The following is a 24,202-nucleotide window of genomic DNA, read 5'->3' as shown; positions in this document are numbered from 1 at the left end:
GGAGGCAAGGCAAGCGTCAGCTTGCCTTTTTCATCCCCATCACCCGAGCGCGGGCACGTGGATCACTGTCGAACAACGCTGCCAGTTGCTCGGTCATCGCCCCAGCCAGTTGCTCGACATCCGTGATTGTCACCGCACGATCATAATACCGCGTCACATCATGCCCGATCCCGATCGCGAGCAATTCGACCATTTTGCGCTTTTCGACCATCGCGATCACATCGCGCAGGTGTTTTTCGAGATAGTTCGCGGGGTTCACGCTCAGCGTTGAATCATCGACCGGAGCGCCATCAGAGATCACCATCAAAATCTTGCGCTGCTCACGTCGGGCCAACATCCGACGATGCGCCCATTCCAGCGCTTCACCGTCGATGTTTTCCTTCAGCAGCCCTTCTTTCATCATCAGGCCCAGATTGTCCCGAGCCCGCCGCCAAGGCGCGTCGGCGCCTTTGTAGATGATGTGGCGCAAATCGTTCAGACGCCCCGGCTGCTGCGGACGCCCATCGTTTAACCACGCCTCACGCGCCTGACCGCCCTTCCACGCCCGCGTGGTAAAGCCTAGAATCTCGACCTTCACATTGCAGCGTTCCAGCGTCCGCGCCAGAACATCGGCGCAGATCGCGGCAATCGAGATCGGACGTCCGCGCATAGACCCTGAATTGTCCAGCAGCAGGGTCACCACCGTATCGCGGAACTCGGTATCTTTCTCGACCTTGAAGCTCAGCGGCGTCGTGGGGTTTGCAACAACCCGCGCCAGGCGTCCGGCATCCAGAATCCCTTCCTCGCGGTCAAACTCCCAGCTTCGGTTCTGCTGCGCCTGCAACCGGCGTTGCAGCTTGTTGGCCAGACGACTCACCGCGCCTTTCAACGGCTCCAACTGCTGGTCCAGATAGGCCCGCAACCGCTCCAACTCGGCCGGTTCCGCCAGATCCTCAGCCGCGATTTCTTCGTCATGGGTGTTCAGATAAACCTTATAATCCGGATCGGCCTCGGACGCGGGCGGTGGGGCAGGTGGCTCCAGCGGAGCCTCCCCTTCGGGCATTTCCGCCTCTTCTCCCATCTCCTCATCGGCCATCTCATCCATCGAGACCTGGGCCTGAGACTGATCCTGCTGTTCTTCCTGCGTCTGCTCTGGATTGGCGTCGGCGTCCTGTTCGTCCTGATCATCCTGCCCGGTGCTGTCGGGATCGGGCTGTTCCTCGGCGTCGTCTTCGGCCTGATCTTCCTGCTCGTCATCCAACTCATCGGGGTCGTCCCCCAGCTGATCGCCATAGCCCAGATCCTTGATCATCTGCCGCGCGAACTTGGCAAACTCGGCCTGATCCGAGAGCACCTCGTCGAGGTTTTCCAGCACACCACCGGCCTGTTCTTCGATAAACCCGCGCCACAGATTCATGACGTTCTCGGCGGCAGGCGGCATGTCCCGCCCCGTCGCCAAATGCCGGATCAGGTAACCGGCGGCAACGGCCAAAGGCGCATCAGCAGGCTGCTTGCATTGATCATAGCCACGCCGGATCGCCTCATGTCCTATCTTGACATCGATATTCGACGCGGTCCCCGGCATGTCTCGTGCACCCATCGCCTCGCACCGGGCCACCTCCATGGCCTCATACAAATCCCGCGCCATATCTCCCGGAGGCGCATAGCGCGCATGGGTCGCGTCATCATGGTATTTGCGCTGCAAAGCCAAGGCATCCGCCGTCCCGCGGGCAAGCAGAACCTCTTCCCGCGTCATCCGCCGCGAGACTTGGGGCAACCGCATCGACTCACCCGTCATGCCCGACGGATCGACGGTATAGGTCACGTTCAACTCAGGATCATCGGCCATCACCTTGGTGGCCTCGGCCAAGGCCTTCTTGAACGGATCAGCAGGATTGTCGTTCTTCTGCACCATGTTCAAACGCCCTTTGTGTTGCGGAGATCCAATGCCTCAAAGCGCAACCGGATCCCCCTTCATCTGGCCAAAAATATCCCCGCCGGAGGCATTGCGCCCGGTACGGGCGCAATTCAGTACGCTATCCCAAACTCGCAGACGCCGCACTTTCAGGCAATTCCTCATCAAAACAGCGCTGATAGAACTCCGCCACCGTCTGGCGCTCCAACTCATCACATTTGTTCAGGAATGACAGGCGGAACGCGTAACCCACATTGCGGAAAATCTCGGCGTTCTGGGCCCAGTTTATCACGGTCCGCGGGCTCATCACTGTACTGAGATCGCCGTTCATGAACGCGGTCCGGGTCAGATCGGCCACCGTCACCATCTGGCTGACGGTCTTGCGGCCCTTTTCGGTGTTGTAATGCGGTGCCTTTGACAAAACGATCATCGTCTCGGCATCGTGGCTGAGGTAGTTCAGCGTCGAAACCAGCGACCAGCGGTCCATCTGCGCCTGGTTGATCTGCTGCGTGCCGTGATAGAGGCCCGTCGTATCGCCCAGCCCCACCGTGTTCGCCGTTGCGAACAGGCGGAAATTCGGGTTCGGCGTGATGATCTCGTTCTGGTCCAGCAGGGTCAGCTTGCCGTCATGCTCCAGCACGCGCTGGATCACGAACATCACATCCGCGCGACCCGCATCATATTCGTCGAACACAATGGCCACGGGGTTACGCAGCGCCCAGGGCAGAATACCCTCGTGGAATTCAGTCACCTGCTTGCCGTCGCGCAGTTTGATCGCGTCCTTGCCGATCAGATCGATCCGGCTGATATGGCTGTCCAGGTTCACCCGAACCGCAGGCCAGTTCAGACGCGCGGCGACCTGTTCGATATGGGTCGATTTCCCGGTGCCGTGATAGCCCTGGATCATAACGCGGCGGTTATGGGCAAAGCCTGCCAGAATCGCCAGCGTCGTTTCGGGGTCGAACTTGTAAGTGTGATCGATCACCGGCACCCGGTCACTGCGTTCGGCAAAGCCCTTGACCGCCATATCGCTGTCAATGCCAAACACTTCACGGACCGAGATATCCTCGGTAGGTTTTGCGTTGATATCGATCGATCCGTCAGCCATGCGCCTTGTCCTTATCCTTTGACCCGCTCCCCGGGTTTGAACCCGTGTGTGGTGCAACAAATTGCGGGCAAGGGCAAGGGAAAGCGCTGCGATAAGATGAAATCATGCCGTGGCGTCCGCCATCTGTCCGGACGGGGCAATCAGCGGTGCATTATTGTTCGAATCCGGCGGATCAGGATGGGCGGGCGGACTCGGGCGTTTGCAGGCGACCCTGCAGGAATGCCTCCATTCGGTGCAACGCAGACAGCACGGCATCAAAGGAATACCCGAACAGAAAACAGGCCAAAAAGATTAGCGTCGGATTGCTTTGCTCATTGATGGTGAAAACATTTGCCGGAATCAGCAGCATCGAAAGCGTCATTGCCGCAAAGGCTCCGAACAAAATACGCAGGAATGCACGTGCAGGGCCAAGGTCGGACAGCGCTGGTGTCAACACCCGAACCAGGCAGAACAGCGCGGCACCAAGCGAGCCGTAGACCATTGGCAATGCGAACCTGTTGGATAGGGAAATCTTGGCCTGCAAACGTTCGGCCGATTGCAGCAATTGCAGTCTTGTCACGATATGATCGGCCGGATTGGCCAGTGAATTGCGGCCTGTTTTCTTTGAGATTTCCCGAACGATTTCCATGAACCCGTCATGCCCCGCAAGTGCGATTCTGACCAAAGACGAGGTCTGCGCCGCCTCGGATGCGCTTGGGGCAAGGCTTTCGGACGGGCTGGCAACGGTTGCATTGGCCGCCCGCGCGATTTGCGCGTCGGTCTTGCGTTGAATTTCTTGTATCGTGGTGACGACATCGCCAGGGGTTGACAGGGTTCCGGTATTGCTTTTTGCGCCGCCGCTGCCAGCAAAACCCGCCCTGGAAGCGATCGTGTTCGTGCCGTTGGTAACGGACGGCCTCAGGCTGCTCGGCGGGGGTGCGGGAAACAGCCGGTGGGAAACGCCGCTGATGGTTTCACGCGCGGCGATCAGAAAATCGAACCTTTGCGTTGCGACCGAGCTTTCACGGCGCAACGCCTCTTCCTGATAGTGATAGGCCTTCAAGCGGCTCATTGTTTCGTTGAAGAGCTTCTGGGCCGGTGCATTTGAGTTGGGCACGGCCGTTTGCTGTTCGTTGGTTTCAATGGCGGTTGCAACCACGATCAGATCGCGGACCTCTTCGTGTATATCCGTGGTCATGTGCTCATCCAGCCGCGCCAGCAGCAAATTCGCCCGGAAGGTCCACTGGGTATAGTGCATGGCAAGAACCAGCAGTACGACCGCGATCCCGGGCAGCACCCATCGTTGCCAAAACCAGGGCCAACTTTGCTTGAAGCGGCGACCGAAGCGGTTCAGCTGGGCCGCAAAACCGAGATCAGACTCTTCCTCGTCATTCGATCCGCGAAATCGCGCTGACGGGCTGCTGATACGTACCGGAGGTTCACCATCAAGAATTCGCGTCAAGGTATAGTCGTCAATATCACGGCAGGTATCGCGCATGGCTTTGCGCAGATTAACCAGATGATCCGTTGTAATCTTGCTGGGGGTGCCATCGAAGGGTGCAAGCGCGTCGATCAGCGCGTCAGATTTATCGCTCGCGCGTCCGGTCAACATGCAATATGTGCGGGTTGCACGTGCAGCTTTCAATAAATCTCGAACTTCAGGTTTCTCAGTTAATTTCACGATAACCTCTGTTCAGTTCTGGATACCCTCCACCCAACCATCTTCGGTCAGACAATAGCATATCTCACCAGGAAAACCGGCGGACGGCGGAATGCACCATTGACCGGTGTCCAGAATGATGCAGGCCCCAATAGGGTATTGCTGAGCTTGGAGAGTTGACCCGGGATAAAAAACAGCCCCGGCTGCAACAATAATGCACAAAAGGGTTTTCATTAATTGACCTCTGAGAAGAGACCCAAGAAAATAGTTAGGTTAACCTAGCGTAAGTTGCGTAACTTGGCAAGTTTCCGCAATAAATTGCCACAACACACTATTTTTTGACGTGCAAGCCCATCGTCAAACACGACACCATACGCATGAGAAATCAGACGCCCAGGCGGGCCGGAGCGCTACTTGAAACTCCGGCTGTCCTTGATCTGATCCCAGGCCCACACGACCTCTTGCAGCTGTTCTTCCTGGGATCGGTCGCCGCCGTTCATATCCGGGTGCAGCACCTTGATCAGTTTCTTGTAGGCCTTGCGGATTTCGGCCTTGGACCAACTGTCCTGTGCCTCCAAAATCTCGATGGCGCGGCGTTCGGTGGGGGGCAGGCGACGACCGCCGGAATTGGCGCGACCTTTGTTCTGGGTCCCGTTCGCGCCCAGAACCTGGTGTGGATCTTCGATGCCCAGCCGGGCCCAGGCGCGGGCTTCGGGGTCGCCCATGGGTTTGGTTTCGCGTTCCCACACCTTGTCTTTGGATCGCTGCGCGTTCAGCTCGGCTTCGGTGGTGCCATCGAAGAAATTCCATTTCTGGTTATATTCGCGCACATGCTGCTGGCAGAACCAGAAAAAATCGTCCAGCACATCGGGCGCTTTCGGTGCCCGGAACTTGCCGGCCTCTTCACAGCCCTCGTGGTCGCAGATTCGGACCGATGTTTCGGACGCACCCGACATGCCCCGACGCCCGCGCGGTTTCTTTTTCTTTGCGCTGGATACGGACATATCGAATCCGAAAGGGTCTGATTTCACCATGGGCCTGCTCCTGCGAACGCGTCTTTTCGACTCGGAGGCAGCAGTTTAACCTAAGCGTCAGAGAGTAGAAGAGGGGAGCGGCAAAAATTTTGCCGCCGGGCAGAAAAATGACCGTTACCGAAGACATCCGTACCCGGCTACAGGCCGCATTCAACCCCCGCGAGCTGGAGGTTGTCGATGACAGCGAAAGTCATCGCGGGCATGCCGGGTATCAGGACGGGGGCGAGAGCCATTTCAACGTGCGCATCAGATCCGACGCTTTCGCAGGTCAATCCCGCGTTGCGCGCCACCGCGCCGTTCATGCTGCATTGGGGGATATCGTGTCGCGCATTCACGCGCTGGCTCTGGATATTGATGTCTGACTGCAGGGACGGGTCGCTAAATGGACACGCAACATTCCGAGCCCGAGACCTACCCCACGCGTCTTATGGCGGTGGCGCTGGGCATTGGTGTTGCTTTGGTCATTATCCTGTCAGTGTTCCTGTACATGTCCCGCGAGACGGGCACCCGTATCGGCGACATGCGGCAAGCCTGGCAGAGTTACGCGGCCGAGACGACACCGCGCGGGTACTGGATATCTGACATCCGGCAATATTTCGGCTATGGCGGTCTGATCCACAATTTCAAGAATTATGTCCTGCGCCAGGACCCCACATATGGAACGACGCTTGGCCGTCAATCACGCAATCTGTTGTCCACGATTGCAGAATACCGTGACGCCAACCCCTCGAAAGCCGAATTGGAGGCGCTGGCGCATATCGAGAGCGTGGCCCATGAGTATATCGGCAATATCACCCGGATCGAGGATGGGATTGCTGCAGGACTGGGGGCCGAGCAGATCGATGCTTTGGTCCGTGTGGATGACAGTGCGGCCCTGAGTGCGCTGGCAACCCTTGAACAGCTTTGGATCGCCGAACGCGACGACAGCCTGTCGGCCATGGTCCGGGCGTTTTCGGAGGGCGAGCGCCTGGTGCGCAATTTCTCGGTTCTGCTAATCGGGTTGATCGTGGTGATCGGTTTGATTGCCATTCTGACCACATTGCTGATCGCCAATATCCTGCGCACCAATCATCGGCTCAAGGCCGAGCTGGAATTGCGTGAACAGGTTGAGCTGGCCGAACGCAAGCTGGCGCGGGCAGTGGAACAAAGCCCGGCGTCAATTCTGATCACGGACACCGATCTGAAGATCGAATACGCCAACCGCAAATTCTTTGACCTCAGCGGGTACGAGGCGGACGAGGTATATGGCCACACGCCGCGCATTCTGCAGTCAGGGCATTCGGGCAAGGGGATTTACCGTGACCTGCGTCAGCGCTTGCAGCAGGGTCGCAGCTGGTACGGGGTGTTCCGCAACCTGCGCAAGGATGGCTCGCACTATTGGGTTTCAACTGCGATCTTTCCGCTGGTCGGACAGGATGGTGCGATCACGCATTATATTGGCATTGGCGAGGACCTGACTGAGGCGCGACGTACCAATGAGCAATTCGCGCAGGTGCAGAAGATGGAAGGCGTCGGCATTCTGGCCGGTTCGGTTGCGCATGATTTCAACAATGTGCTCATGAGCATCACCGGCAATGCCGACCTGATCGAGATGGACGCGGAGGACGATGCCGACATCCAGACCTCGGTCAATCACATCAGGATTGCGGCGCGTCGGGCACAGGCACTGGTGCGCAAGATGCTGACCTTTGCGCGGCAACGGCCTCGCAATCCCACGCGGGGTGATATGGTCAAGGCCACGCAAGAAGCGCTGGACCTGATCCGCGTATCGGCGCCACCCAATGTTGAAACGCGTTTTGACATCGAATTGGATGCGGCGTTTTCCGACTTCGACGGGACGCTGTTCTTTCAGACGCTTTTGAACCTGTGCCACAACGCATTCGAGGCGATGGGGGATCAGCCGGGCGAAGTTGTCCTGACGATCAGTCAGGCGCCTCGGGATGCGCTGGAGGATCTGCCGGACGAGGCGATCGGCGTGATCCGTCTGGACGTGACAGATACCGGTCCTGGTATGTCGGCCGCGTTGCAAGAAAAGGTGTTCCAGCCCTTTTTCTCGACCAAACCGGTGGGCAAGGGCACTGGGCTTGGCCTGACGATCGTGCATAACAGTGTCGAGGAATGTCATGGCCGGGTCGAGCTGAACTCGGCTCCTGGCGAAGGCACCCGGTTCAGCCTGTTCTATCCGCTGATGCCCGCACTCAGCCAGGATGAACAAGCTGTGGTGGCGGCGATCACTGGGTCAGAGCATGTCTTGCTGGTCGATGATGATGAAAACGTCCTTTATGTGACGCGCACCTTGCTGACCCGATATGGCTATCGGGTCGAGGCATATTCCGATCCATTGAAGGCGCAACAGGCGTTTCAAAGTGATCCGGACAGTTATGATATAATTGTCACCGATTTGAAGATGCCGGGGCTGATCGGCACGGACCTGATCGAGGCCGCACGCGCCGTTCGGGGTGAGGTTCCGGCGATTCTGATCAGCAGTTATTTCGATGATATGGAGTATTTGTCGACTGCCAAAAATTTCATCATGGCGCAAAAACCTATTGAGATACAGGACCTTGCAAGGTTTATCCGATCATCCGTCGGTTGAATGCCGTTACATTTCTTAACATCTCTTCACAGACCTTAATCTGGATCAAATCCTCACGAAACAACTGCCCCCTAAGGTTCGCCCTACCGGTTTGCGGCCGTGCCGCGAAGACCGGACTAGCGATAAAGGGGCTTTTAAATGACAACCAAAGCCAGAACATGGTTCTCGGCGCTATCGACAGTTTCGCTGCTGACGATTTGCGCTGCTTACCCGGTTCACCAGGCCCAGGCGGATGAGCCGGGCCCGGTAGAAGCCATTGAGTTCGACCCAGCCAAGGCGGCCCTTGGCAAGCGACTTTTCTTTGATCCACGACTGTCCGGCGACGCCGCGCTGTCGTGTTCCAGTTGCCACCAGCCGGAAAACGGGTTCACCGACGGGCAGGCCCTGTCGGACGCCTATACGGGCAACCTGCATTTCCGCAACGTGCCGACGCTAATCAACACGGCCAAGCGCAACGCGTGGTTCCATGACGGGCGCATAGGCACCAACCTCAACGATGTGACCCGCGAAAGCATCACCGAGACCTATCTGATGAACATGGACATGCGGATGATGCAGGAACGCATCAAGCAGGACCCGGTCTATGTCGAGATGTTCGAAGCCGCCGGATTTGGCGAGCCTTCGAATGGCGGCGTCCGCAATGCGATCCCGGAATATCTGAAAACGCTGATCTCGCGCGGCGCGCCCTTTGATAGCGGCGAGATGTCGGACGAGGCCAAGGCAGGCTATGAGCTGTTCAACGCCAGCGGCTGTAATTCGTGCCACTCGGGCGAACGGTTCACCGATGACCTGCCGCACAATATCGGCGTCGGTGACAACCCTGACATCTGGGCGGACCCGACCCGTCACATCACCTTCGTGACGATGATGAAGTTCCTCGGCGTCGAGAACTACATGAACCTGCGCGCCGACCCCGGAGCGTATATCCGCACCCACACTGCAGACACCTTCGGCACCTTCATGACCCCCACACTGCGCGAGCTGACCTATACCGCGCCGTATATGCACAACGGCACGATGGAAACGCTCGAAGATGTGGTGGCCTTCTACAACGCCGGTGGCGGTGACGATGAAAACAAGGATCCGCGCATCAAGCCGTTGAACCTTTCCGAGACCGAACAAGCGCAGCTGGTGGCCTTCCTGAAGGCACTGTCCGGCGAGCCGCTGACCGGGCCCGAATTCGTCGCCGAGGAAATCGATACGGACTATGCGCCGATCGAAAACTGGCGTGAAACGACAAACTGAGGAGTGGACCCATGAAAGACCTTAAGTCTTACCTTTCAGGCACAATCGCCACCGCTGCCTTGTTTGCTGCCATCGGTTCGCAAGCGTTCGCTGCGGACAGTATCGCGATTGAGGCCGGTATCGGCGGGGCAGACCCCGACACCGATGCGCCGCTGGTGGCGCTGGGCGAACCGCCCATCCCGCTGGACAACCCGCAGACCGAGGCCAAGATCGAACTGGGCAAGATGCTGTTCTTCGATCCGCGTCTGGGCGGGAATGAGACGACGCCCTGTTCGGCCTGTCACCTGCCCGATGTGGGCTGGGACGTCGAGGCACCGATTTCGTTCGGCTACCCCGGCACGACCCACTGGCGCAACAGTCAGACCATCGTGAACTCGGCCTATTACGGCAAACTGTTCTGGGCGGGCTCTTCGAAAAGCCTTGAAAGTCAGGCCAAATCCGCCGCAGGCGGTGCGGTTGCCGGCAACGGTGAATCCGACATGATGGAGGCCCGTCTGGCCTTTGTCCCCGAATATGTCGAACGCTTTAACGACGTCTTCGGTGACCAATGGCCACGCATCGGCAACGCATGGCGGGCCATCGCTGCGTTTGAACGCACCATCGTTCAGACCGACACGCCCTTCGACAACTATCTGCGCGGGGATGATGCGGCGCTGAGCGACGAACAGAAACGCGGGCTGGAGCTGTTCACAGGCAAGGCCCAATGTTCCGAATGCCACAACGGTGCGCTGTTGTCGGATGAGAAATACTACAACACCGGCGTTCCGCCCTATAGCGGCTGGGAAGATGATGGTCTGGCGCAGATCACCTTCCGGTATGAGCTTTATTCAAAAGGCTCGACCGAGGATTTCTATCGCCACACCAAGGACGACCCCGGCTTCTATTTCCGCACCAAGGAAAAGGCTGATCTGGGCAAGTTCCGCACGCCGAGCCTGCGCTACACCCTCTATACCGAACCCTACATGCATAACGGCATGTTGGAGACGCTCGAGGATGTGGTCGAGTTCTACAACCAGGGCGGCGGCGAGAATGAATTCGCAGCAACCAAATCCGATCTGATCCAGCCGCTTGGCCTGAATGATCAGGAAAAGGCGGATCTGGTGGCCTTCCTGAAATCCCTGTCCGGTGACGAGATTCTGGTCGAAGAACCTGATCTGCCGGATTACCAGCCGCTTCCCGCGGCAGCAGAGGAGTAAGCGTCATGAAAGATCATAACGCAACCGGATGCAGTTGTACGGGTGAGGCCAAGAAGGCCTGCACCGTGAACCGCCGCCAGTTCCTGTTCGCCTCGGGCGCAACAACCTTTGCCGTGATGGTGGCCATGCCCGCCCGCCACGGTCAGGCCGAACAGGTGCCCGCATTGGTATCCACCTATCCGCGCAAGTTGATCGGCAAACTGTCCGAGTTGGAACAGGATGTCCCGGTCGAGTTCTACTACCCCGATGAGGGCGACTATTCGGACTCGATCCTGGTCAAAACCGGCGTGGAAAGCGGCGGCGGCATTGGTCCGCAAAAGGATGTTGTGGCCTTCAACCTCACCTGCACCCATCAGGGCGGGTCGATGTATGACAGCTACAAGCCTGAACATAAGGTGCTGGGCCCATGCCCGCTGCACCTGTCCACCTATGACGTGACACGGCACGGCATCCTCGTCTCGGGGCAGGCCTATCAGTCGCTGCCGCAGGTCCTTTTGGAACTGGACGGTGACGATATCTATGCCGTTGGCATGTTCGGCCTGATCTACGGCCGCTACGACAACCTCATTGCATAAGGGAAACGGAATCATGGCAACCCCGTATTACGTACCCGAAACCAACGTCCCGCTGCCGCCCAAAGGGGCCGAGGTCATCTCGACCGCCTGCGACTACTGCATCGTGGCCTGTGGTTACAAAGTCTACCGCTGGCCCGTGACGGCCAAACCAGGTGGCCCAACTGCGGACGAAAACGCCTTTGGCGAGGATTTCCCCGTTGCACCGTTGGGTGCATGGGTCGCGCCGAACCAGCACAATATCGTTCTGCACAAAGGTCAGCCGCACCATGTGGTGATCATCCCTGACAAGGACACGCAATACGTCAACACTGACGGCGACAGCTCCTTGCGGGGTGGGTGTATCGCGCAGAAATGCTATAACCCGCAGACACCGACGCGCGACCGTCTGAAGACGCCGCTGATGCGGATCTATGGCACCTTGATGCCGGTTCCGTGGGATCTGGCGCTGGATGTTGCGGCTGAGGTGGGCAACCACGTCATCGCCAAACACGGCACCAATGCCTATGGCGTGAAAACCTTCAGCTATCAGTATATCGAGAACACCTATGCGATCTCGAAATACGCGCTGCGCCATATCAACACCGCGAACTTCACCTTCCACGACACGCCGTCCGACGTGACCTCGACCCCCGGTTTCCGGGATGCGGGTTTCGACAACTTTGGCCCGTCCTACGAAGACTGGCGGGATGCGGAAACCCTTCTGGTTTGCGGCACCGACCCCTATGAGACCAAGACCATCCTCTATACCCAGTGGATGATGAAGGGGATGCAGAACGGTCAGAAAGAGATCTATCTGATCCCGCGCCGGTCTGCCGGTGTGGCCCATGCTGAGAAAATGGGTGGCCTGCATATCGACGTTCTGCCCGGCACCGACCTGCTGGTCGTCAACGCCATCGCCCGCGTCATCGTGGAAAATGGCTGGGAAGACAGCGACTGGATCAAGAAATGGGTCAACAACAAGTGGGAGAGCTCGTCCGGCTTTGGTCAGGGCACCCGCAACACGCCATGGCAGTGGCGGACGACTTGGGGCAAGTTCCAGACCGCAGGGTTTGAGGACTGGAAAGAGTGGCTGCTGTCGCAAGACGAGTTCTCGCCTGAAAATGCTGCCGCCATGGCCGAAATCGACGTGCAGAAAATCTATACTGCCGCCGAATGGCTGGCCAAACCCAAGGCGGATGGCACACGGCCCAAAACCTCGGTCATGATCGAGAAAGGGTTCTACTGGTCCAACAACACCGGCAACACACAGGCGATCTCGGCTCTGGGCATCATCTGTGGCTGTGGCGGTCGTCCGGGTCAGGTCATTGGCCGGGCCGGTGGTCACCAGCGGGGCGGCGTGAAGGGCGGGAAATATCCGCGCAACAAATCGCCCGAGAAACTGCCCGGTCGCCGTCGCCGCGCCATGGATACCGATCGGTATCTGATCGCAGGTCATACCCGTATGGCCCACGTGATCGGCACCACTTGGATCCAGTCCATGTGCGGATCGCAGCAACTGGCCGACAAGTTTGAGGAACTGACCGTCCGCAACCCGCATCAGATCGCCAGCTTCGACAAGCAAGAGATGATCGACACGCTGAAGGCCCGTGCCGACAGCGGCGGTATGGTGGTGATCAACCAGGACATCTATCTGCAGGACCCGATCGGCAACCGCTACGCCGACATCGTGTTCCCCGCAGCAACCTGGGGTGAAGAGGACTTTCTGCGCGCCAACGGCGAACGCCGTCTGCGTCTGTACCAGAAGTTCTATGATGCCCCCGGTGCGGCCAAGCCTGACTGGTGGATCATTGCGCAACTGGCACAGCGGATGGGCTTTGACGGGTTCGACTGGCAGACCTCGAACGAAGTCGCGGAAGAGGCCGTGCGCTTTACCCGCGGGTCGCGCAAGGACTTCCACGCGGTGCACCGTCTGGCCAAGAAAGAGGGCAAGACCCTCCACCAGAAGGTCCGTGAGTTCGGTACCGATGGGGTCCAATGCCCGGTCATGCTGGATGCCGATGGGGTCACGCTGATTGAAACCAAGCGTCTGCACGACACGACCCGCGAACTGCCCGAAACAGGCGCAGCTGGCGCGGATGTGTTCAACAAGAAGCTGACGCATTTCAACAGCCAGACCGGCAAGTGCAACATCCAGAAATCGCCGTGGAACCTGTTCTCGGACTATTGGGAATGGCTGAAACCCAACAAGGATGAAGGCGAGCTTTGGGCGACCTCCGGTCGGATCAACGAGCGCTGGCAGTCCGGCTTCGACGATCGCCGCCGCCCGTATATAGTGCAGCGCTGGCCGGAGAACTGGGTTGAGATTCACCCCGATGATGCGGCTGAACGCGGCATCGAAAGCGGCGACTATGTGATGGTCTATTCGGAACGTGTTCCGGGCAACAAGACCACGCTGCTGGGTGTGGAAGGCGACGACTTCCAGTTCTCGAAACTGATGGAGAACGGGCATATCGAACTGACCAAAGCGGCGATCACCGCCGTGGCCATGGTCACGCCCGCCATCAAGAAAAGCGTTGTTTACATGGACTTCCTGCACATGCAGCAGCCTGCAAACGCGCTTGAAGGCCGGATCGTCGACTGGATCAGCGGCAACTACAACTACAAGATGGGCGTTGCCAAGCTGCGGAAACTGGGGCCGAGCCCCTACAAGACCTCGTTCCGCACGATGTCCTTCGCGCCGCGCGACATCGCCTGATGTCTTTCCGGGGGGCGGTCGCCATGCCGCCCCTCGGGTCTGGTCCCACTGCAGAAGGGACCACATGGAAGGCAGGCTTCGGTTGGGAAACCTGCCTTCCACTTTCACCCAACCTGTCCCAACGCAAAACATGGCAGACCCGATATGACACTGAAATCCGATACCGCCCTGCGCGATGAGGCCGCTGGCCTGTTTTCCGAATATGCGAAATCCGACTATGACGTGGTCCGTTTGCGCGCCATTCAGGCCCTGACCGCCATTGGTGCCGCCAACAGCCCCGCACTGGTCGAGGCGCTGCTGGACGATGACGAAGACGTCCGTCAGGACGCGGCGCAGGCGCTGGGCGCGCTGGGCGTGCAGGACGCAGCACCACAACTGCTGGAAAACCTGATCCACGATCCCTGCGGTGAGGTGAAGCTGGCCTGCGTGACCGCTCTGGCCGAATTGAAGTCCGAAGATGCCGCGCCCTACCTGCGCACCCTTGTCACCGGACGCGGCGAGGACATCACATGGGATGAAGACGAGCTGCACCAGGACGAATGGGACGACTGGCTGGACACCCAGATCGCAGCCATCAAGGCGCTGGGTCGCATGGGCGACGCTGCCGCCATTGAGCCCATCGTCATGGCGCTGATGGACGAAGACGGGCAAGAGCTGGGCGATGTGGCGTGCGAGGCGCTGGGCCGGATCGGCCAGCCCGCCGTGCCGACGCTGGGCGTGTTCGCCCAATCCCAAAACCGCCGCCTGCGCCACCGCGCCCTGCGCACGCTGGCCACCATCGGCGGGGCCGAGGCCGAAGCGATCCTGCGCAAGGCCATCGCCGACAAGGACGGCGCCGTGCGCCTGATCGCCTATGAGGCGCTGATGCCCGGCGATCCGGCGTTGGTCGAACAGGCGCTGACCGATGCGGTCGAGGATATCCGCATCGCGGCCCTGACCCAGTCCGGCTTTTCTGAACCCGAATTGCTGGATCGCATGATGCGCGACCCCGGTGCCAAGGTGCAACTGGCGCTGCTCGACCGGCTGGACCGCGACACGCCGATCACGGATCAAGAAGACCTGCGTTGGCAGGTACTGGATTTCCTCGCCACCGGCCAACAGCCCGAGGTCTCGGCGCAGGCACTGGGTCTGCTGGCGGCGCTGGCCCCGGACTTGGTGGCCGATCGCCTGAACGCGCTGTTTTCGGTCGATGCGGACGACCTCAAGGCCGAGCGCATCCAATGGGCCATCGTCGACGCGCTGGCGACCTCGCCCCTGCGCGAGGCGGCAGAATGGCTGCAACGCGCCTGCCGCGCGCCCTTCCGGTCGGTGCGGCTGAAGGCCATCGCATCTCTGGCGATGATCGTCACCGATACGGACCGCCCGCATGTGAACCAGCAGCAGGGCCGCGAATTGCTGCTGTCCTTCGCGCTGGCCCCCATGCCCATGGCCGCCGAGGAAACTCCGGAAGAAGAGACCCCGCAAACCGACATCGCCGCGCTGGAAGAGGCCGGGCTGGACGTCTCGGAGGGCGGCGAGAACGGCCCGACCTCAAGCCTCGGCGCGATCCTCGGTCACGACGCCATCGCGGCGGAGATGACGCAGGAAGCGCAAGAGGATGAGGTGCAACCCCTGACCCCCCGCGAACAGGCGCTGCTGGCCAAGGCCACCCGCCATCCCAAACGCCGCCGGGTGGCTCTGGATGACGATGCCGAGGCGCTGGAGCGGGAAACCCGTCTCTCCGCCATCCGTCTGCTGGGCGAGGTGCCGGGGATGCAGATCATGCTGGCCCAGATCGCGCAGGACCCCGAGACCGAGATCGCGCAACAGGGCTTCTCGGCACTGGCCGCTGCAGTCACCCGCAACGGTGTGGAACTGGAGCAGGATCAACTGGTGGACCTGATTACCAAGGGCCTGTCGCACACCGACTCAAGCCTCTCGCTGCAGGCGCTGAAACTGCTGCAACAGGCTGATCTGCCGCCGCAGGATAGCCTACGCGGCAAGCTGCGGGCGATGGTGAAGACCGGCGATACGCCTTTCCGCATCGACGCCATGCAGATCCTGACCCGCTGGGACGGCACGCCGGATGTCGCACGCAGCCTGCTCGATGACGTCTCGGCCCCTGTGCGGCAGGCAGCGATGCGTCTGTTGTCGGAAACCGCGCCCGATCAGGCCGGTGCCGCCATCGTGCCCTTCCTGATGGCCAACCCCGAGCAGCGGATCGTGACCTATGTCAATGACAGCGCGCCTGCGGTGGTGTCCATTGGCCGCCAATTGCTGACCGAACTGCGCGACGAAGACCGCCGCGCGCAATGGCCGGTGATGATCAGTGCATTGGCCGACTTGCTGGGGACCGACTCCCGGGCGGCGTGAACCCCGGAGGGACAGATGAACATATCGCTGAAACTGACTGCGGCGATTCTGGCGGGGGCCATGGCCTTTGGCCCCGCCGCACAGGCCGACGACCTGCCCGAGGTCGCGGTGGTGCATCAGATCATCGACCTCAACGCCGATACCCCGGCCCATGCGTTCCGGTTCGAACCCAAGTTCCTGCAGGTCCCTGCAGGCGCAACCGTGCGCTTCAAGGGCTCGACCGGGCGGCATACGGTGACCGCCATCACCCGCATGATCCCCGTTGGTGCCCGCAGCTTTGAAATTCGTGGCAAGCCCGAGATGGACCTGACCTTCGAGAAAGAGGGCGTCTATGGCATCCGCTGCCGTGTGCATGGCCGCCACGGCATGGTGATGCTGCTGGTCGTTGGCGACCCCAGCTCGAACCTCGAAGAGGCCAAGGCTTACCTGCCCAAGCTGGGTGAGGCCGAGCAGGCCGGTTTCGAAGAACTCTTCGCCTATATGGAGGCCCAAAATGGCTGATGGATGCGCCTGCGACCGCCACGCCCATTTGTATCTGACCGTTGACGACGCGCTGCGGCGTGGGCTGTCCGTTGCTGACCCCCTCACGGACACCGAAACGCTGCCGCTGGCGCAGGCCATCGGTCGGGTATTGGCCGAGGATTGCACCAGCAAGGTCGATATGCCCGCCTTCGACAATTCGGCGATGGACGGCTACGTGCTCCGCACAGCCGATTTGGGCGAGGGGCCTGTGTTCGAACTGCCCGTCGCCGGGCGCATTGCCGCCGGAGACAGCGGCGCACATGACGCGCCCCAAGGCAGCGCCCTGCGCATCTTCACTGGCGCGCCGGTGCCGCCCGAATTCGATGCGGTGCTGATGCAGGAAGACTGTGACGCGACCCCGGACCGCATCCGCTTTAGCCGCCGCCCCAAACCCGGCCAGCACATCCGCCGCGCGGGCGAAGACCTGAAGGCCGGTGCGCCCATCCTGCGGCGTGGTTGCGAGATCACCGCGCGCGAGGCCGCCGCGCTGGCCTCGTCGGGATACGGAGAAGTTAAAGTCTACCGCAAGCTCAAGGTCACCATCTTCTCGACGGGCAGCGAACTGCGTCAGCCGGGTGAAGACCTCGGCCCGGGCCAGATCTACAACTCGAACCGCTATATGCTGCTGGCGCTGCTGGACAAGCCGTGGATCGACCTGACCGACCGCGGCCCGGTCGAGGACAACCCCGCGCTGCTCGAACAGGTTCTGCGCGAGGCCTGTGAGACGTCCGACCTGATCATCACCACCGGCGGTGTTTCGGTCGGCGACGAAGATCACATGCCACGCCTCTTTGCCGAGATCGGTGGCGAGGTCGACGTGATGAAGGTTGCCATGAAACCCGGCAAACCGATCATGTTCGGCCGTCGCGGTGATGCGCTTTATGTGGGTCTGCCCGGAAACCCGGTTTCGGCCTATGTCACATGGCAGATCATCGGATCACAGATGATGGCTCGTCGCGCCGGGTTGCATTGCGGCGAACGCACTCCGGAACACGCCGTTCTGGCCGAGCCGTTGGAACGCCGCGCGGGTCGGCGCGAATACCGTCCGGTACGCATCGACGGGAGCGCGCCGGATGGTACGCCACGGCTGCGTCTGATGGCGGCCTCTTACAGCGGGCGCGTGGCGTTATTGGCGCAGGTTGATGGTCTGGCGGTCATCCCGGCTGAAACCGAGGCGCTGCCCGCCGGTGACTCGTTGGATTTCATCAGGTTCTGAACAAATCATTCGTGTCCCCGCGACGCGCCTTGACCTTGCAAGATCAGGGTGCCAACCGCTAGAAACGTCCTGCGCCAGCCCCATTTGCCCGCCCGGAACCTCATATGGCCAAAGAACATATCCTTGTTGTCGATGACGACCCGCAGATCACCTCGTTCCTACAGCGCTATCTGGAAAAGCAGGGCTGTCAGGTGACATGCGTGGGCGATGGCAGCGCCATGGATGCGGTGCTTGCGCGGGAAGAGGTTGATCTGATCCTGCTGGATATCGGCCTGCCGGGGCGCAACGGATTCGACATCACGCGTGAACTCAGGGTCAGTTCGAACATACCCATCATCGTGCTGTCAGGCCGGGATGAGATCTTCGACCGCGTCGTCGGGCTGGAATTCGGGGCAGATGACTATATCACCAAACCTTTCGAGGCGCGCGAGGTTCTGGCCCGTATCCGCACCGTTCTGCGCCGCGCCAGGCCTGAGGACAAACCGGTCAACGGGGCCGAGATGCCTCTGATCGCCTTCGGAGACTGGGTGCTGAACCTGAACGAGCGCACCCTGATCGCGCAGGGCGCCGAGGAGAACACCGCCCTGACCACGACAGAGTTCGATGTGTTGCAAGCCTTTGTCACCAATCCGCATATGGTGTTCTCGCGCGATCAGTTGCTGGACAAGGCGCGCGGGCGCGAGACCATCGTTGGGGACCGCACCATCGACGTGCACGTTGCCCGCCTGCGCAAGAAGATCGAACCCGATCCGGCTGCACCGACCTTTATCAAGACCGTTCACGGCATTGGTTATTGTTTTGCCGCCAATGTGCGCAAAACCGGCGGCTAGATCAGGTCCTTGTACATGTAGGTGGTGGGCTCCAGCCGATCCTCAAACGGGTTGCGACAGTAGTTCGGGATTTCTCCGGCGATTTGAAAGCCCATCGATTGGTAGAGCAGCCGCGATGGGTCCGAGCTCCGCGTATCCAGCACCAGAGTATTTCTGCCCAGCTCAGCCGCGCGATCCTGCAGCGTTGTCATCAATGCCCGGCCCAGCCCGCGACGGCGGGCGTCGGGATGGACCAGCAGCTTGGCCACATCCGCCCGGTGGGGTTGGTTCGGCATGGCGGCGGGGATCAGTTGCACCGTGCCTTGAATGCGCCCTGCCTCATAGGCGACAAACAGGTCCAGTGTTTCAGATTGCAGGTCTGGATACACGCGATCCTGCCAATAGGCGCGCGCTTCGTCCTGCGAGAACGGCAGGATGAACCCGATGCTGGCTCCGGTGTGCACGCAAGCGTGCAGGATGTTTGCAAGGTCCGGCAGGGCGCCTTCAAAATAGGTCGGGCTCAGGCGCGTGATCATATCAGAACCAACAGATACCGCGCGCCGCGGTTGGGTGCGGTCTCGAAGCGGGTGGGCCCTGACAGGTGATAGCGCAGGCAATCCCCTCCGCTCAGTTGATGTTCAGTGCCGTCCACTGTCAACGTCAGCCCGCCATCCAGCATGATCAGGTGATGTTCCTGCCCGGGTTTGAGCGGGGCGTCATAGGTGATCACGGTTGCAGGGGGGAGATGGCCTTCCATCACCTCGCCGCTCAACCCAGTGGCTGGAGGCGAGACAGAGCGGCGCGTGAACCCGGTCTCAGGGTCGCGCCACTCGGGTTGACGTTCGAAGGGGACGCGCGGGTCAAAGCTGTCCTCGACCATCATCAGCAGGCGCGACATCGGCAATCCATATGCGGCGCATAATCGCCCCAGTGTTTCCGCAGTCGGACTGACATCGCCCTTCTCCATCCGCGACAGGGTTGCCCGGCTGATGCCACTATGCTCGGCCAGTTGGTCCAGCGACCAACCGCGACCCTGTCGCAGTTCATTCAGTCGCACAGCGAGGCGATGGGAGAGATCATCTAACATGAGTCAAATATGGGAATAATTTTCATATTTGGGATTATTGTCATGAAATATGACGCATGCAAACAAAAAAAGAGCGCAGCTCACGCCGCGCTCTTTCGCTTGCCCGATGGATTGGAGCTTATTTCCAGCCAACTTCATTAAAGATTTTCTGCGCCTCGGGGATGTTCTTGGCGACTTCGGACAGGTTGACCTCATCGGCCTTGAATTCACCCAGCGACGCCACGTTTTCAGCCAGCGCCACGCCTTCGACGGCGGGGAATTCGTCATTGCCGTTCGAGAAATAGACCTGCGCCTGATCGCTGGCCAGATACTCAAGGAACTTGATGGCGTTGTCCTTGTTTGGCGCATTGGCGGCGACACCGGCACCTGACAGGTTCATATGCGCACCTTCACCATCCTGCGCGGGGAACTGCACGCCGATCATGTCGATCTCGGCGCTCAGGCCTTTGACATCTTTGCGCAGTGCGCGGGCGAAGTAATAGGAGTTGGAAACGGCGATCTCACACTCGCCAGAGACAATGCCGCGCAGTTGGTCAGTGTCACCGCCTTGCGGGTCACGCGCCATATTGGCGACCACGCCTTCGGCCCACGACTTGGCGGCCTCGGCCCCATGGTTGGTGATGATCGAAGCCAGCAACGTCTGGTTATAGGTGTTGCTGGAAGACCGGATGCAAACCAGACCTTTATATTCGGGTTTGGCCAGGTCCAGATAGGTCGCGGGCGGGTTGGCCATATCGGCTTTGTCGAAGAAGATGATCCGTGCCCGTTGTGAAAAGCCGTACCACTGGTTGTCTTCGTCCTGCAGGTTGGCGGGGATACGCTCTTCCAGGACAGCGCTTTCGATCGGCTGCAGGATGCCCGCATTCTTGGCACGGGCCAGACGCGAGGTATCAACCGTGAGCAGAAGATCAGCGGGCGAGTTTGCGCCCTCGGCTTCCATCCGCGCGATCAACTCGTCAGCCTTACCTTCGATGCGGTTGATGGTGATGCCGGTGGCCTCTTCGAAATCGGAATACAGACGCTCATCGGTGTCGTAGTGGCGCGAGGAATAAAGGTTCAGCTCGCCCTCGGCAGCGGCTGAAGTGGCGATCAGGGCCGTCAGGGCGGCGGCGATACAGGTAGAGGATTTCAGCATTATGTGTCCTAACATTAGAATACGCTGCGGGTCATAACCCGACTGATTTAGTCAATTAAAGAAATCCGGCCGAGATGCAAGGATTTCCGACAGATTTAGTTGGTCAAAAGGCCGCAGCCACCTTGTGGGCCGGGTTATCGGAAAGAAACCGATCCTGAAACAATGAAGTTCCGGACGCCACCCTCGCCCGGACGGAAGCAGATGAAGTAACAGCGGGCTTTTGTCACTTTGCCAATGGGCACGAACTAAAAAACCGCACCCGAAGGCGCGGTTCTTTGAAATCGGTTTAGGCTATTCTTAGCCCTGACGCGCTTTGAACTTGCGCTGCGTCTTGTTGATCACGTAGACGCGGCCTTTGCGACGCACAACCCGGCAATCACGGTGCCGGTTCTTGAGCGAGCGGAGCGAGTTCTTGACCTTCATGGGTCTGTCTCCAATCTGCGGCGCCTTCATCAAAGACGTGGCCAGCGCCTGGGTTTATCGGGTGTCCCGGAACCCGGAACAGTGAAATCATGGTGGGCGGTACAAGGATCGAACTTGTGACCCCTTCGATGTCAACGAAGTGCTCTACCGCTGAGCTAACCGCCCATGAACCGATGCAAGACGAACCCCATAACGAAATGGGGCGCGGAACCCCGCGCCGGTGACGGGCTCTATAAAAGGAGTCGTTGGGGGGATCAAGGGGTTTGGAAGAACTATTTTTCCGGTCTATGTTCAGTGCGAACAAGGAGTCGCCATGCGCAACGCACCCTATGCCCTGGATATGCCTCAAGACCGCAGTTCCTGTGTGGTATTCGCGTCTCCGCATAGTGGGCGGACCTACCCGGCGACTTTGTTGCAGAAGTCGGTTTTGAACCGCAACGTGATTCGATCTTCCGAAGACGCTTATGTGGACCAGCTGTTCGACTCGGTCTCCGAGTTTGGTGCCCCTTTCATCGCCGCGATCATGCCGCGTGCCTATCTGGACCTGAACCGCAGCGCGGATGAGCTGGACCCGGCTCTTATTGCTGGCGCGCGTCGTCATGGGCACAACCCGCGGGTTGCGTCGGGCCTTGGGGTGATTCCCCGCGTCGTGGCCAATGGGCGCGCGATCTACAATGGCAAACTGACCATGGATGAGGCACGTTTGCGCATCGATACCTATTGGCGGCCCTATCATGCGCGTTTGAAATCCCTGCTGGCAGAATCGCATGAGACATTTGGTCAGGCGATCCTGATCGACTGTCATTCGATGCCGCATGAGGCGGTTGTAACGACCGGAACAACCGGCGGCAAACATGCCGAGATCGTTCTTGGTGACAGGTTCGGAGCCGCCGCATCGGGTATTGTCGTCGATCAGATCGAGGCCGCTTTTGTCGAGGCAGGGCTGAACGTGGCGCGCAATGCGCCTTTTGCTGGTGCCTATGTCACCCAGACCTATGGCCGCCCGGCGCGCCATCAGCACGCGGTACAGATCGAGATCGACCGGTCATTGTATATGGATGAAAACACGATCCAGCCAAACGGAAATTTTGAAGCCTTTCGTAACCTGCTGCGCGATGTAACCGAAAAGATCGCCGGCATTTGCTCGGAACCAACCCGGCTGGCCGCTGAATAGGCGTTACCGCAGGGCACGCCCTTTGACGATCGCGTCGGTGCCGAACCGCCGCCGTATTTCGTCTGTTGCCCGTTCGGCTTGCGAACGCTTCGCGGCCCCCGGGTCAAGCAGATCACCTGAAACATCGGCGTTCTCACCGGGGCACAGATCTGAGAGACCACAGCCCAAAAGCCGGAATGGCCCCTGATCCGGCACTTGATCAAACAATCCGCGCGCCGTGCGGTAAATGCGGTCGGCAATCTGGGTCGCATCGCGCAGAGACACCCGGCGTGTGATGATCTTGTGATTGGCGCGCTTCAGCTTCAGGGTTACAACACGACCTGCCAGATTTTTTGCCTTGGCGCGATCTGCGACCTTCTCTGCCATGCGCCATAAATGCCCGTCCAGGATGTCGGGATTGGCTGTATCTTCGAAGAAGGTCGTCTCATTACTGATGGATTTCATCGGCTCGTGCGCCGAGACGCGGCGCTTGTCCTGCCCTCGCGCCAGGTGCCAAAGCCGGTATCCCATCGATCCGAACCGTGCAGTCAAAGCCTCCTGATCCCATCGCAACAGGTCCGAGAAGGTGCGAATGCCGGCACGCTCCAGTGATTCCTGTGCTGCAGGCCCGATGCCCCAGATCAGGCGGACCGGTTTGTCATGAAGAAAGTCTGCTGTTTCGGTCCTGCCGATCACTGAAAACCCGCGTGGTTTGTCGAGGTCTGATGCAACCTTGGCCAGAAACTTGTTGTGCGACAAACCAATCGAACCGGTCAGGCCCAGCTCATCCTTCATCCGTTTCACCAACCGGGCGAGCATCACGGCAGGCGGTGCGCCGTGCAACCGCTGCGTGCCGGACAGATCCATGAAAGCCTCATCCAGCGACAAAGGCTCTACCACCGGGGTCAGTTCGTCCATCATGGCGCGGATGTCGCGCGACACTTCGGCATAAAGCGACATGCGGGGTTTCAGAACCACAGCTTCGGGGCATAGTTTCAGCGCCTTGAACATGGGCATGGCTGATCGCACGCCCCGAATGCGCGCCACATAGCAGGCGGTTGATACGACGCCCCGCTTTCCGCCCCCGATGATGACCGGTTTGTCTGTAAGTTCCGGGTTGTCGCGTTTTTCGACCGAGGCGTAAAAGGCGTCACAGTCCATATGCGCAATGGTCAGGTCAAACAGCTCGGGGTGCGTGCGCACGCGCGGGCTGCCGCACGAGGGGCAGCGCCGTTCTTCCGTCAACATGGTTAGACAATCGCGGCAAAGGCCGGGCATCCGGGGGTTCCCGATAATCAAGGGTGCGCAGATGGGGCAATTTTACACGAGCCGCAATCCGGAACAAAGACCTGAAACGCGATGACACCAAGGCCGGCTCTTCGGAAGAAAACCCCCCCGCGAAAGCGGGGGGAGAGGTAACGGACCTCAGGAAGAAACGGTCCGTTGGGGAGTATCTCGGTCACAGAATCCCTTAAAATAGGGCGATTTGACAGCTTCATGCCCGGATGCGCGAAACTCGCAAA

Annotated in this window: 20 protein-coding genes and 1 tRNA gene; 11 read left to right on the top strand and 10 right to left on the bottom strand. The window is 59.8% G+C overall.

Annotated elements, in window-relative coordinates:
• Positions 1–16 precede the first annotated feature (16 nt).
• The 4 genes from cobT to ACRZ9X_RS21030 all read right to left on the bottom strand — a co-directional run bounded on the left by cobT (position 17) and on the right by ACRZ9X_RS21030 (position 5,675).
• Positions 17–1,894, bottom strand: a complete 1,878-nt coding sequence (gene cobT / locus ACRZ9X_RS21045; protein ID WP_480522048.1) for a cobaltochelatase subunit CobT — start codon at positions 1,892–1,894, stop codon at positions 17–19.
• Between the two features lie 121 nt (positions 1,895–2,015).
• Entirely contained in the window at positions 2,016–3,002 is a 987-nt protein-coding gene (gene cobS / locus ACRZ9X_RS21040; protein ID WP_170657405.1) for a cobaltochelatase subunit CobS, read from the bottom strand.
• 172 nt (positions 3,003–3,174) lie between these two features.
• Positions 3,175–4,593: a hypothetical protein gene (locus ACRZ9X_RS21035; RefSeq protein ID WP_480522046.1), complete on the bottom strand. Its 1,419-nt coding sequence runs from the start codon at positions 4,591–4,593 to the stop codon at positions 3,175–3,177.
• Between the two features lie 458 nt (positions 4,594–5,051).
• Positions 5,052–5,675, bottom strand: a complete 624-nt coding sequence (locus ACRZ9X_RS21030) for a DnaJ domain-containing protein (RefSeq protein ID WP_480522045.1) — start codon at positions 5,673–5,675, stop codon at positions 5,052–5,054.
• Positions 5,676–5,782: 107 nt separating this feature from the next.
• Here ACRZ9X_RS21030 and ACRZ9X_RS21025 point away from each other — a divergent pair, with 107 nt between their 5' ends.
• From ACRZ9X_RS21025 to ACRZ9X_RS20980, 10 genes are all read left to right on the top strand, one after another.
• Positions 5,783–6,037: a BolA family protein gene (locus ACRZ9X_RS21025; RefSeq protein WP_480522043.1), complete on the top strand. Its 255-nt coding sequence runs from the start codon at positions 5,783–5,785 to the stop codon at positions 6,035–6,037.
• Positions 6,038–6,057: 20 nt separating this feature from the next.
• On the top strand, positions 6,058–8,271 hold the full coding sequence (locus ACRZ9X_RS21020) for a hybrid sensor histidine kinase/response regulator (protein ID WP_480522042.1): 2,214 nt from the start codon (positions 6,058–6,060) through the stop codon (positions 8,269–8,271).
• A 138-nt stretch (positions 8,272–8,409) separates the two neighbouring features.
• On the top strand, positions 8,410–9,516 hold the full coding sequence (locus ACRZ9X_RS21015; protein WP_480522040.1) for a cytochrome-c peroxidase: 1,107 nt from the start codon (positions 8,410–8,412) through the stop codon (positions 9,514–9,516).
• Positions 9,517–9,527: 11 nt separating this feature from the next.
• Entirely contained in the window at positions 9,528–10,712 is a 1,185-nt protein-coding gene (locus ACRZ9X_RS21010) for a cytochrome-c peroxidase (protein ID WP_480522039.1), read from the top strand.
• A 5-nt stretch (positions 10,713–10,717) separates the two neighbouring features.
• The gene (locus ACRZ9X_RS21005; protein WP_480522038.1) at positions 10,718–11,287 is read left to right on the top strand and encodes an arsenate reductase (azurin) small subunit; all 570 of its coding nucleotides are present in this window, start codon (positions 10,718–10,720) and stop codon (positions 11,285–11,287) included.
• 13 nt (positions 11,288–11,300) lie between these two features.
• Complete coding sequence (locus ACRZ9X_RS21000; protein WP_480522037.1) at positions 11,301–13,982, top strand: arsenate reductase (azurin) large subunit; 2,682 nt, start codon at positions 11,301–11,303, stop codon at positions 13,980–13,982.
• Between the two features lie 144 nt (positions 13,983–14,126).
• Entirely contained in the window at positions 14,127–16,334 is a 2,208-nt protein-coding gene (locus ACRZ9X_RS20995) for a HEAT repeat domain-containing protein (RefSeq protein ID WP_480522036.1), read from the top strand.
• Positions 16,335–16,349: 15 nt separating this feature from the next.
• A complete protein-coding gene (locus ACRZ9X_RS20990; RefSeq protein ID WP_480522035.1) occupies positions 16,350–16,835 on the top strand; it encodes a plastocyanin/azurin family copper-binding protein in 486 nt (161 codons plus the stop codon).
• The gene (locus ACRZ9X_RS20985; RefSeq protein WP_480522034.1) at positions 16,828–18,072 is read left to right on the top strand and encodes a molybdopterin molybdotransferase MoeA; all 1,245 of its coding nucleotides are present in this window, start codon (positions 16,828–16,830) and stop codon (positions 18,070–18,072) included. Before ACRZ9X_RS20990 ends, ACRZ9X_RS20985 begins: the two co-directional genes overlap by 8 nt.
• A 104-nt stretch (positions 18,073–18,176) precedes the next feature.
• Positions 18,177–18,902 (top strand): response regulator, encoded by a 726-nt coding sequence (locus ACRZ9X_RS20980; protein WP_480522033.1) that lies wholly within the window; start codon positions 18,177–18,179, stop codon positions 18,900–18,902.
• Here ACRZ9X_RS20980 and ACRZ9X_RS20975 read toward each other — a convergent pair.
• The 5 genes from ACRZ9X_RS20975 to ACRZ9X_RS20955 all read right to left on the bottom strand — a co-directional run bounded on the left by ACRZ9X_RS20975 (position 18,899) and on the right by ACRZ9X_RS20955 (position 21,691).
• A complete protein-coding gene (locus tag ACRZ9X_RS20975; RefSeq protein WP_480522031.1) occupies positions 18,899–19,417 on the bottom strand; it encodes an N-acetyltransferase family protein in 519 nt (172 codons plus the stop codon). The genes ACRZ9X_RS20980 and ACRZ9X_RS20975 overlap by 4 nt on opposite strands.
• Positions 19,414–19,968, bottom strand: a complete 555-nt coding sequence (locus tag ACRZ9X_RS20970) for a helix-turn-helix domain-containing protein (protein WP_480522030.1) — start codon at positions 19,966–19,968, stop codon at positions 19,414–19,416. Before ACRZ9X_RS20970 ends, ACRZ9X_RS20975 begins: the two co-directional genes overlap by 4 nt.
• A gap of 118 nt (positions 19,969–20,086) precedes the next feature.
• Positions 20,087–21,103, bottom strand: a complete 1,017-nt coding sequence (locus ACRZ9X_RS20965) for a Fe(3+) ABC transporter substrate-binding protein (protein ID WP_480522029.1) — start codon at positions 21,101–21,103, stop codon at positions 20,087–20,089.
• A 297-nt stretch (positions 21,104–21,400) separates the two neighbouring features.
• Positions 21,401–21,526 carry a type B 50S ribosomal protein L36 gene (ykgO, locus tag ACRZ9X_RS20960; RefSeq protein ID WP_005648635.1) on the bottom strand — a complete coding sequence of 42 codons (126 nt, stop codon included), beginning with the start codon at positions 21,524–21,526 and terminating at the stop codon, positions 21,401–21,403.
• A gap of 90 nt (positions 21,527–21,616) precedes the next feature.
• Positions 21,617–21,691: transfer RNA gene (locus ACRZ9X_RS20955), tRNA-Val, on the bottom strand.
• 148 nt (positions 21,692–21,839) lie between these two features.
• Between ACRZ9X_RS20955 and ACRZ9X_RS20950 the strand changes: the two genes are divergently transcribed.
• Positions 21,840–22,700, top strand: coding sequence for an N-formylglutamate amidohydrolase (locus tag ACRZ9X_RS20950; protein ID WP_480522027.1), 861 nt, complete (start codon positions 21,840–21,842; stop codon positions 22,698–22,700).
• 3 nt (positions 22,701–22,703) lie between these two features.
• Here ACRZ9X_RS20950 and ACRZ9X_RS20945 read toward each other — a convergent pair whose 3' ends face one another.
• Positions 22,704–23,957 (bottom strand): DNA polymerase IV, encoded by a 1,254-nt coding sequence (locus tag ACRZ9X_RS20945; RefSeq protein WP_480522026.1) that lies wholly within the window; start codon positions 23,955–23,957, stop codon positions 22,704–22,706.
• Positions 23,958–24,202: the final 245 nt, after the last annotated feature.

The sequence above is a fragment of the Ruegeria sp. AL1 genome (assembly GCF_056540905.1).
The sequence above is the reverse complement of the archived record's forward strand: the minus strand, read 5'-3'. Positions and strand labels throughout refer to the sequence as shown.

Coding starts and splice junctions, on each gene's coding strand:
- cobT (WP_480522048.1), bottom strand. CDS start 1,894: ATGGTGCAGAAGAACGACAATCCTGCTGATCCGTTCAAGAAGGCCTTG.
- cobS (WP_170657405.1), bottom strand. CDS start 3,002: ATGGCTGACGGATCGATCGATATCAACGCAAAACCTACCGAGGATATC.
- ACRZ9X_RS21035 (WP_480522046.1), bottom strand. CDS start 4,593: ATGTTGACCGGACGCGCGAGCGATAAATCTGACGCGCTGATCGACGCG.
- ACRZ9X_RS21030 (WP_480522045.1), bottom strand. CDS start 5,675: ATGGTGAAATCAGACCCTTTCGGATTCGATATGTCCGTATCCAGCGCA.
- ACRZ9X_RS21025 (WP_480522043.1), top strand. CDS start 5,783: ATGACCGTTACCGAAGACATCCGTACCCGGCTACAGGCCGCATTCAAC.
- ACRZ9X_RS21020 (WP_480522042.1), top strand. CDS start 6,058: ATGGACACGCAACATTCCGAGCCCGAGACCTACCCCACGCGTCTTATG.
- ACRZ9X_RS21015 (WP_480522040.1), top strand. CDS start 8,410: ATGACAACCAAAGCCAGAACATGGTTCTCGGCGCTATCGACAGTTTCG.
- ACRZ9X_RS21010 (WP_480522039.1), top strand. CDS start 9,528: ATGAAAGACCTTAAGTCTTACCTTTCAGGCACAATCGCCACCGCTGCC.
- ACRZ9X_RS21005 (WP_480522038.1), top strand. CDS start 10,718: ATGAAAGATCATAACGCAACCGGATGCAGTTGTACGGGTGAGGCCAAG.
- ACRZ9X_RS21000 (WP_480522037.1), top strand. CDS start 11,301: ATGGCAACCCCGTATTACGTACCCGAAACCAACGTCCCGCTGCCGCCC.
- ACRZ9X_RS20995 (WP_480522036.1), top strand. CDS start 14,127: ATGACACTGAAATCCGATACCGCCCTGCGCGATGAGGCCGCTGGCCTG.
- ACRZ9X_RS20990 (WP_480522035.1), top strand. CDS start 16,350: ATGAACATATCGCTGAAACTGACTGCGGCGATTCTGGCGGGGGCCATG.
- ACRZ9X_RS20985 (WP_480522034.1), top strand. CDS start 16,828: ATGGCTGATGGATGCGCCTGCGACCGCCACGCCCATTTGTATCTGACC.
- ACRZ9X_RS20980 (WP_480522033.1), top strand. CDS start 18,177: ATGGCCAAAGAACATATCCTTGTTGTCGATGACGACCCGCAGATCACC.
- ACRZ9X_RS20975 (WP_480522031.1), bottom strand. CDS start 19,417: ATGATCACGCGCCTGAGCCCGACCTATTTTGAAGGCGCCCTGCCGGAC.
- ACRZ9X_RS20970 (WP_480522030.1), bottom strand. CDS start 19,968: ATGTTAGATGATCTCTCCCATCGCCTCGCTGTGCGACTGAATGAACTG.
- ACRZ9X_RS20965 (WP_480522029.1), bottom strand. CDS start 21,103: ATGCTGAAATCCTCTACCTGTATCGCCGCCGCCCTGACGGCCCTGATC.
- ykgO (WP_005648635.1), bottom strand. CDS start 21,526: ATGAAGGTCAAGAACTCGCTCCGCTCGCTCAAGAACCGGCACCGTGAT.
- ACRZ9X_RS20950 (WP_480522027.1), top strand. CDS start 21,840: ATGCGCAACGCACCCTATGCCCTGGATATGCCTCAAGACCGCAGTTCC.
- ACRZ9X_RS20945 (WP_480522026.1), bottom strand. CDS start 23,957: ATGCCCGGCCTTTGCCGCGATTGTCTAACCATGTTGACGGAAGAACGG.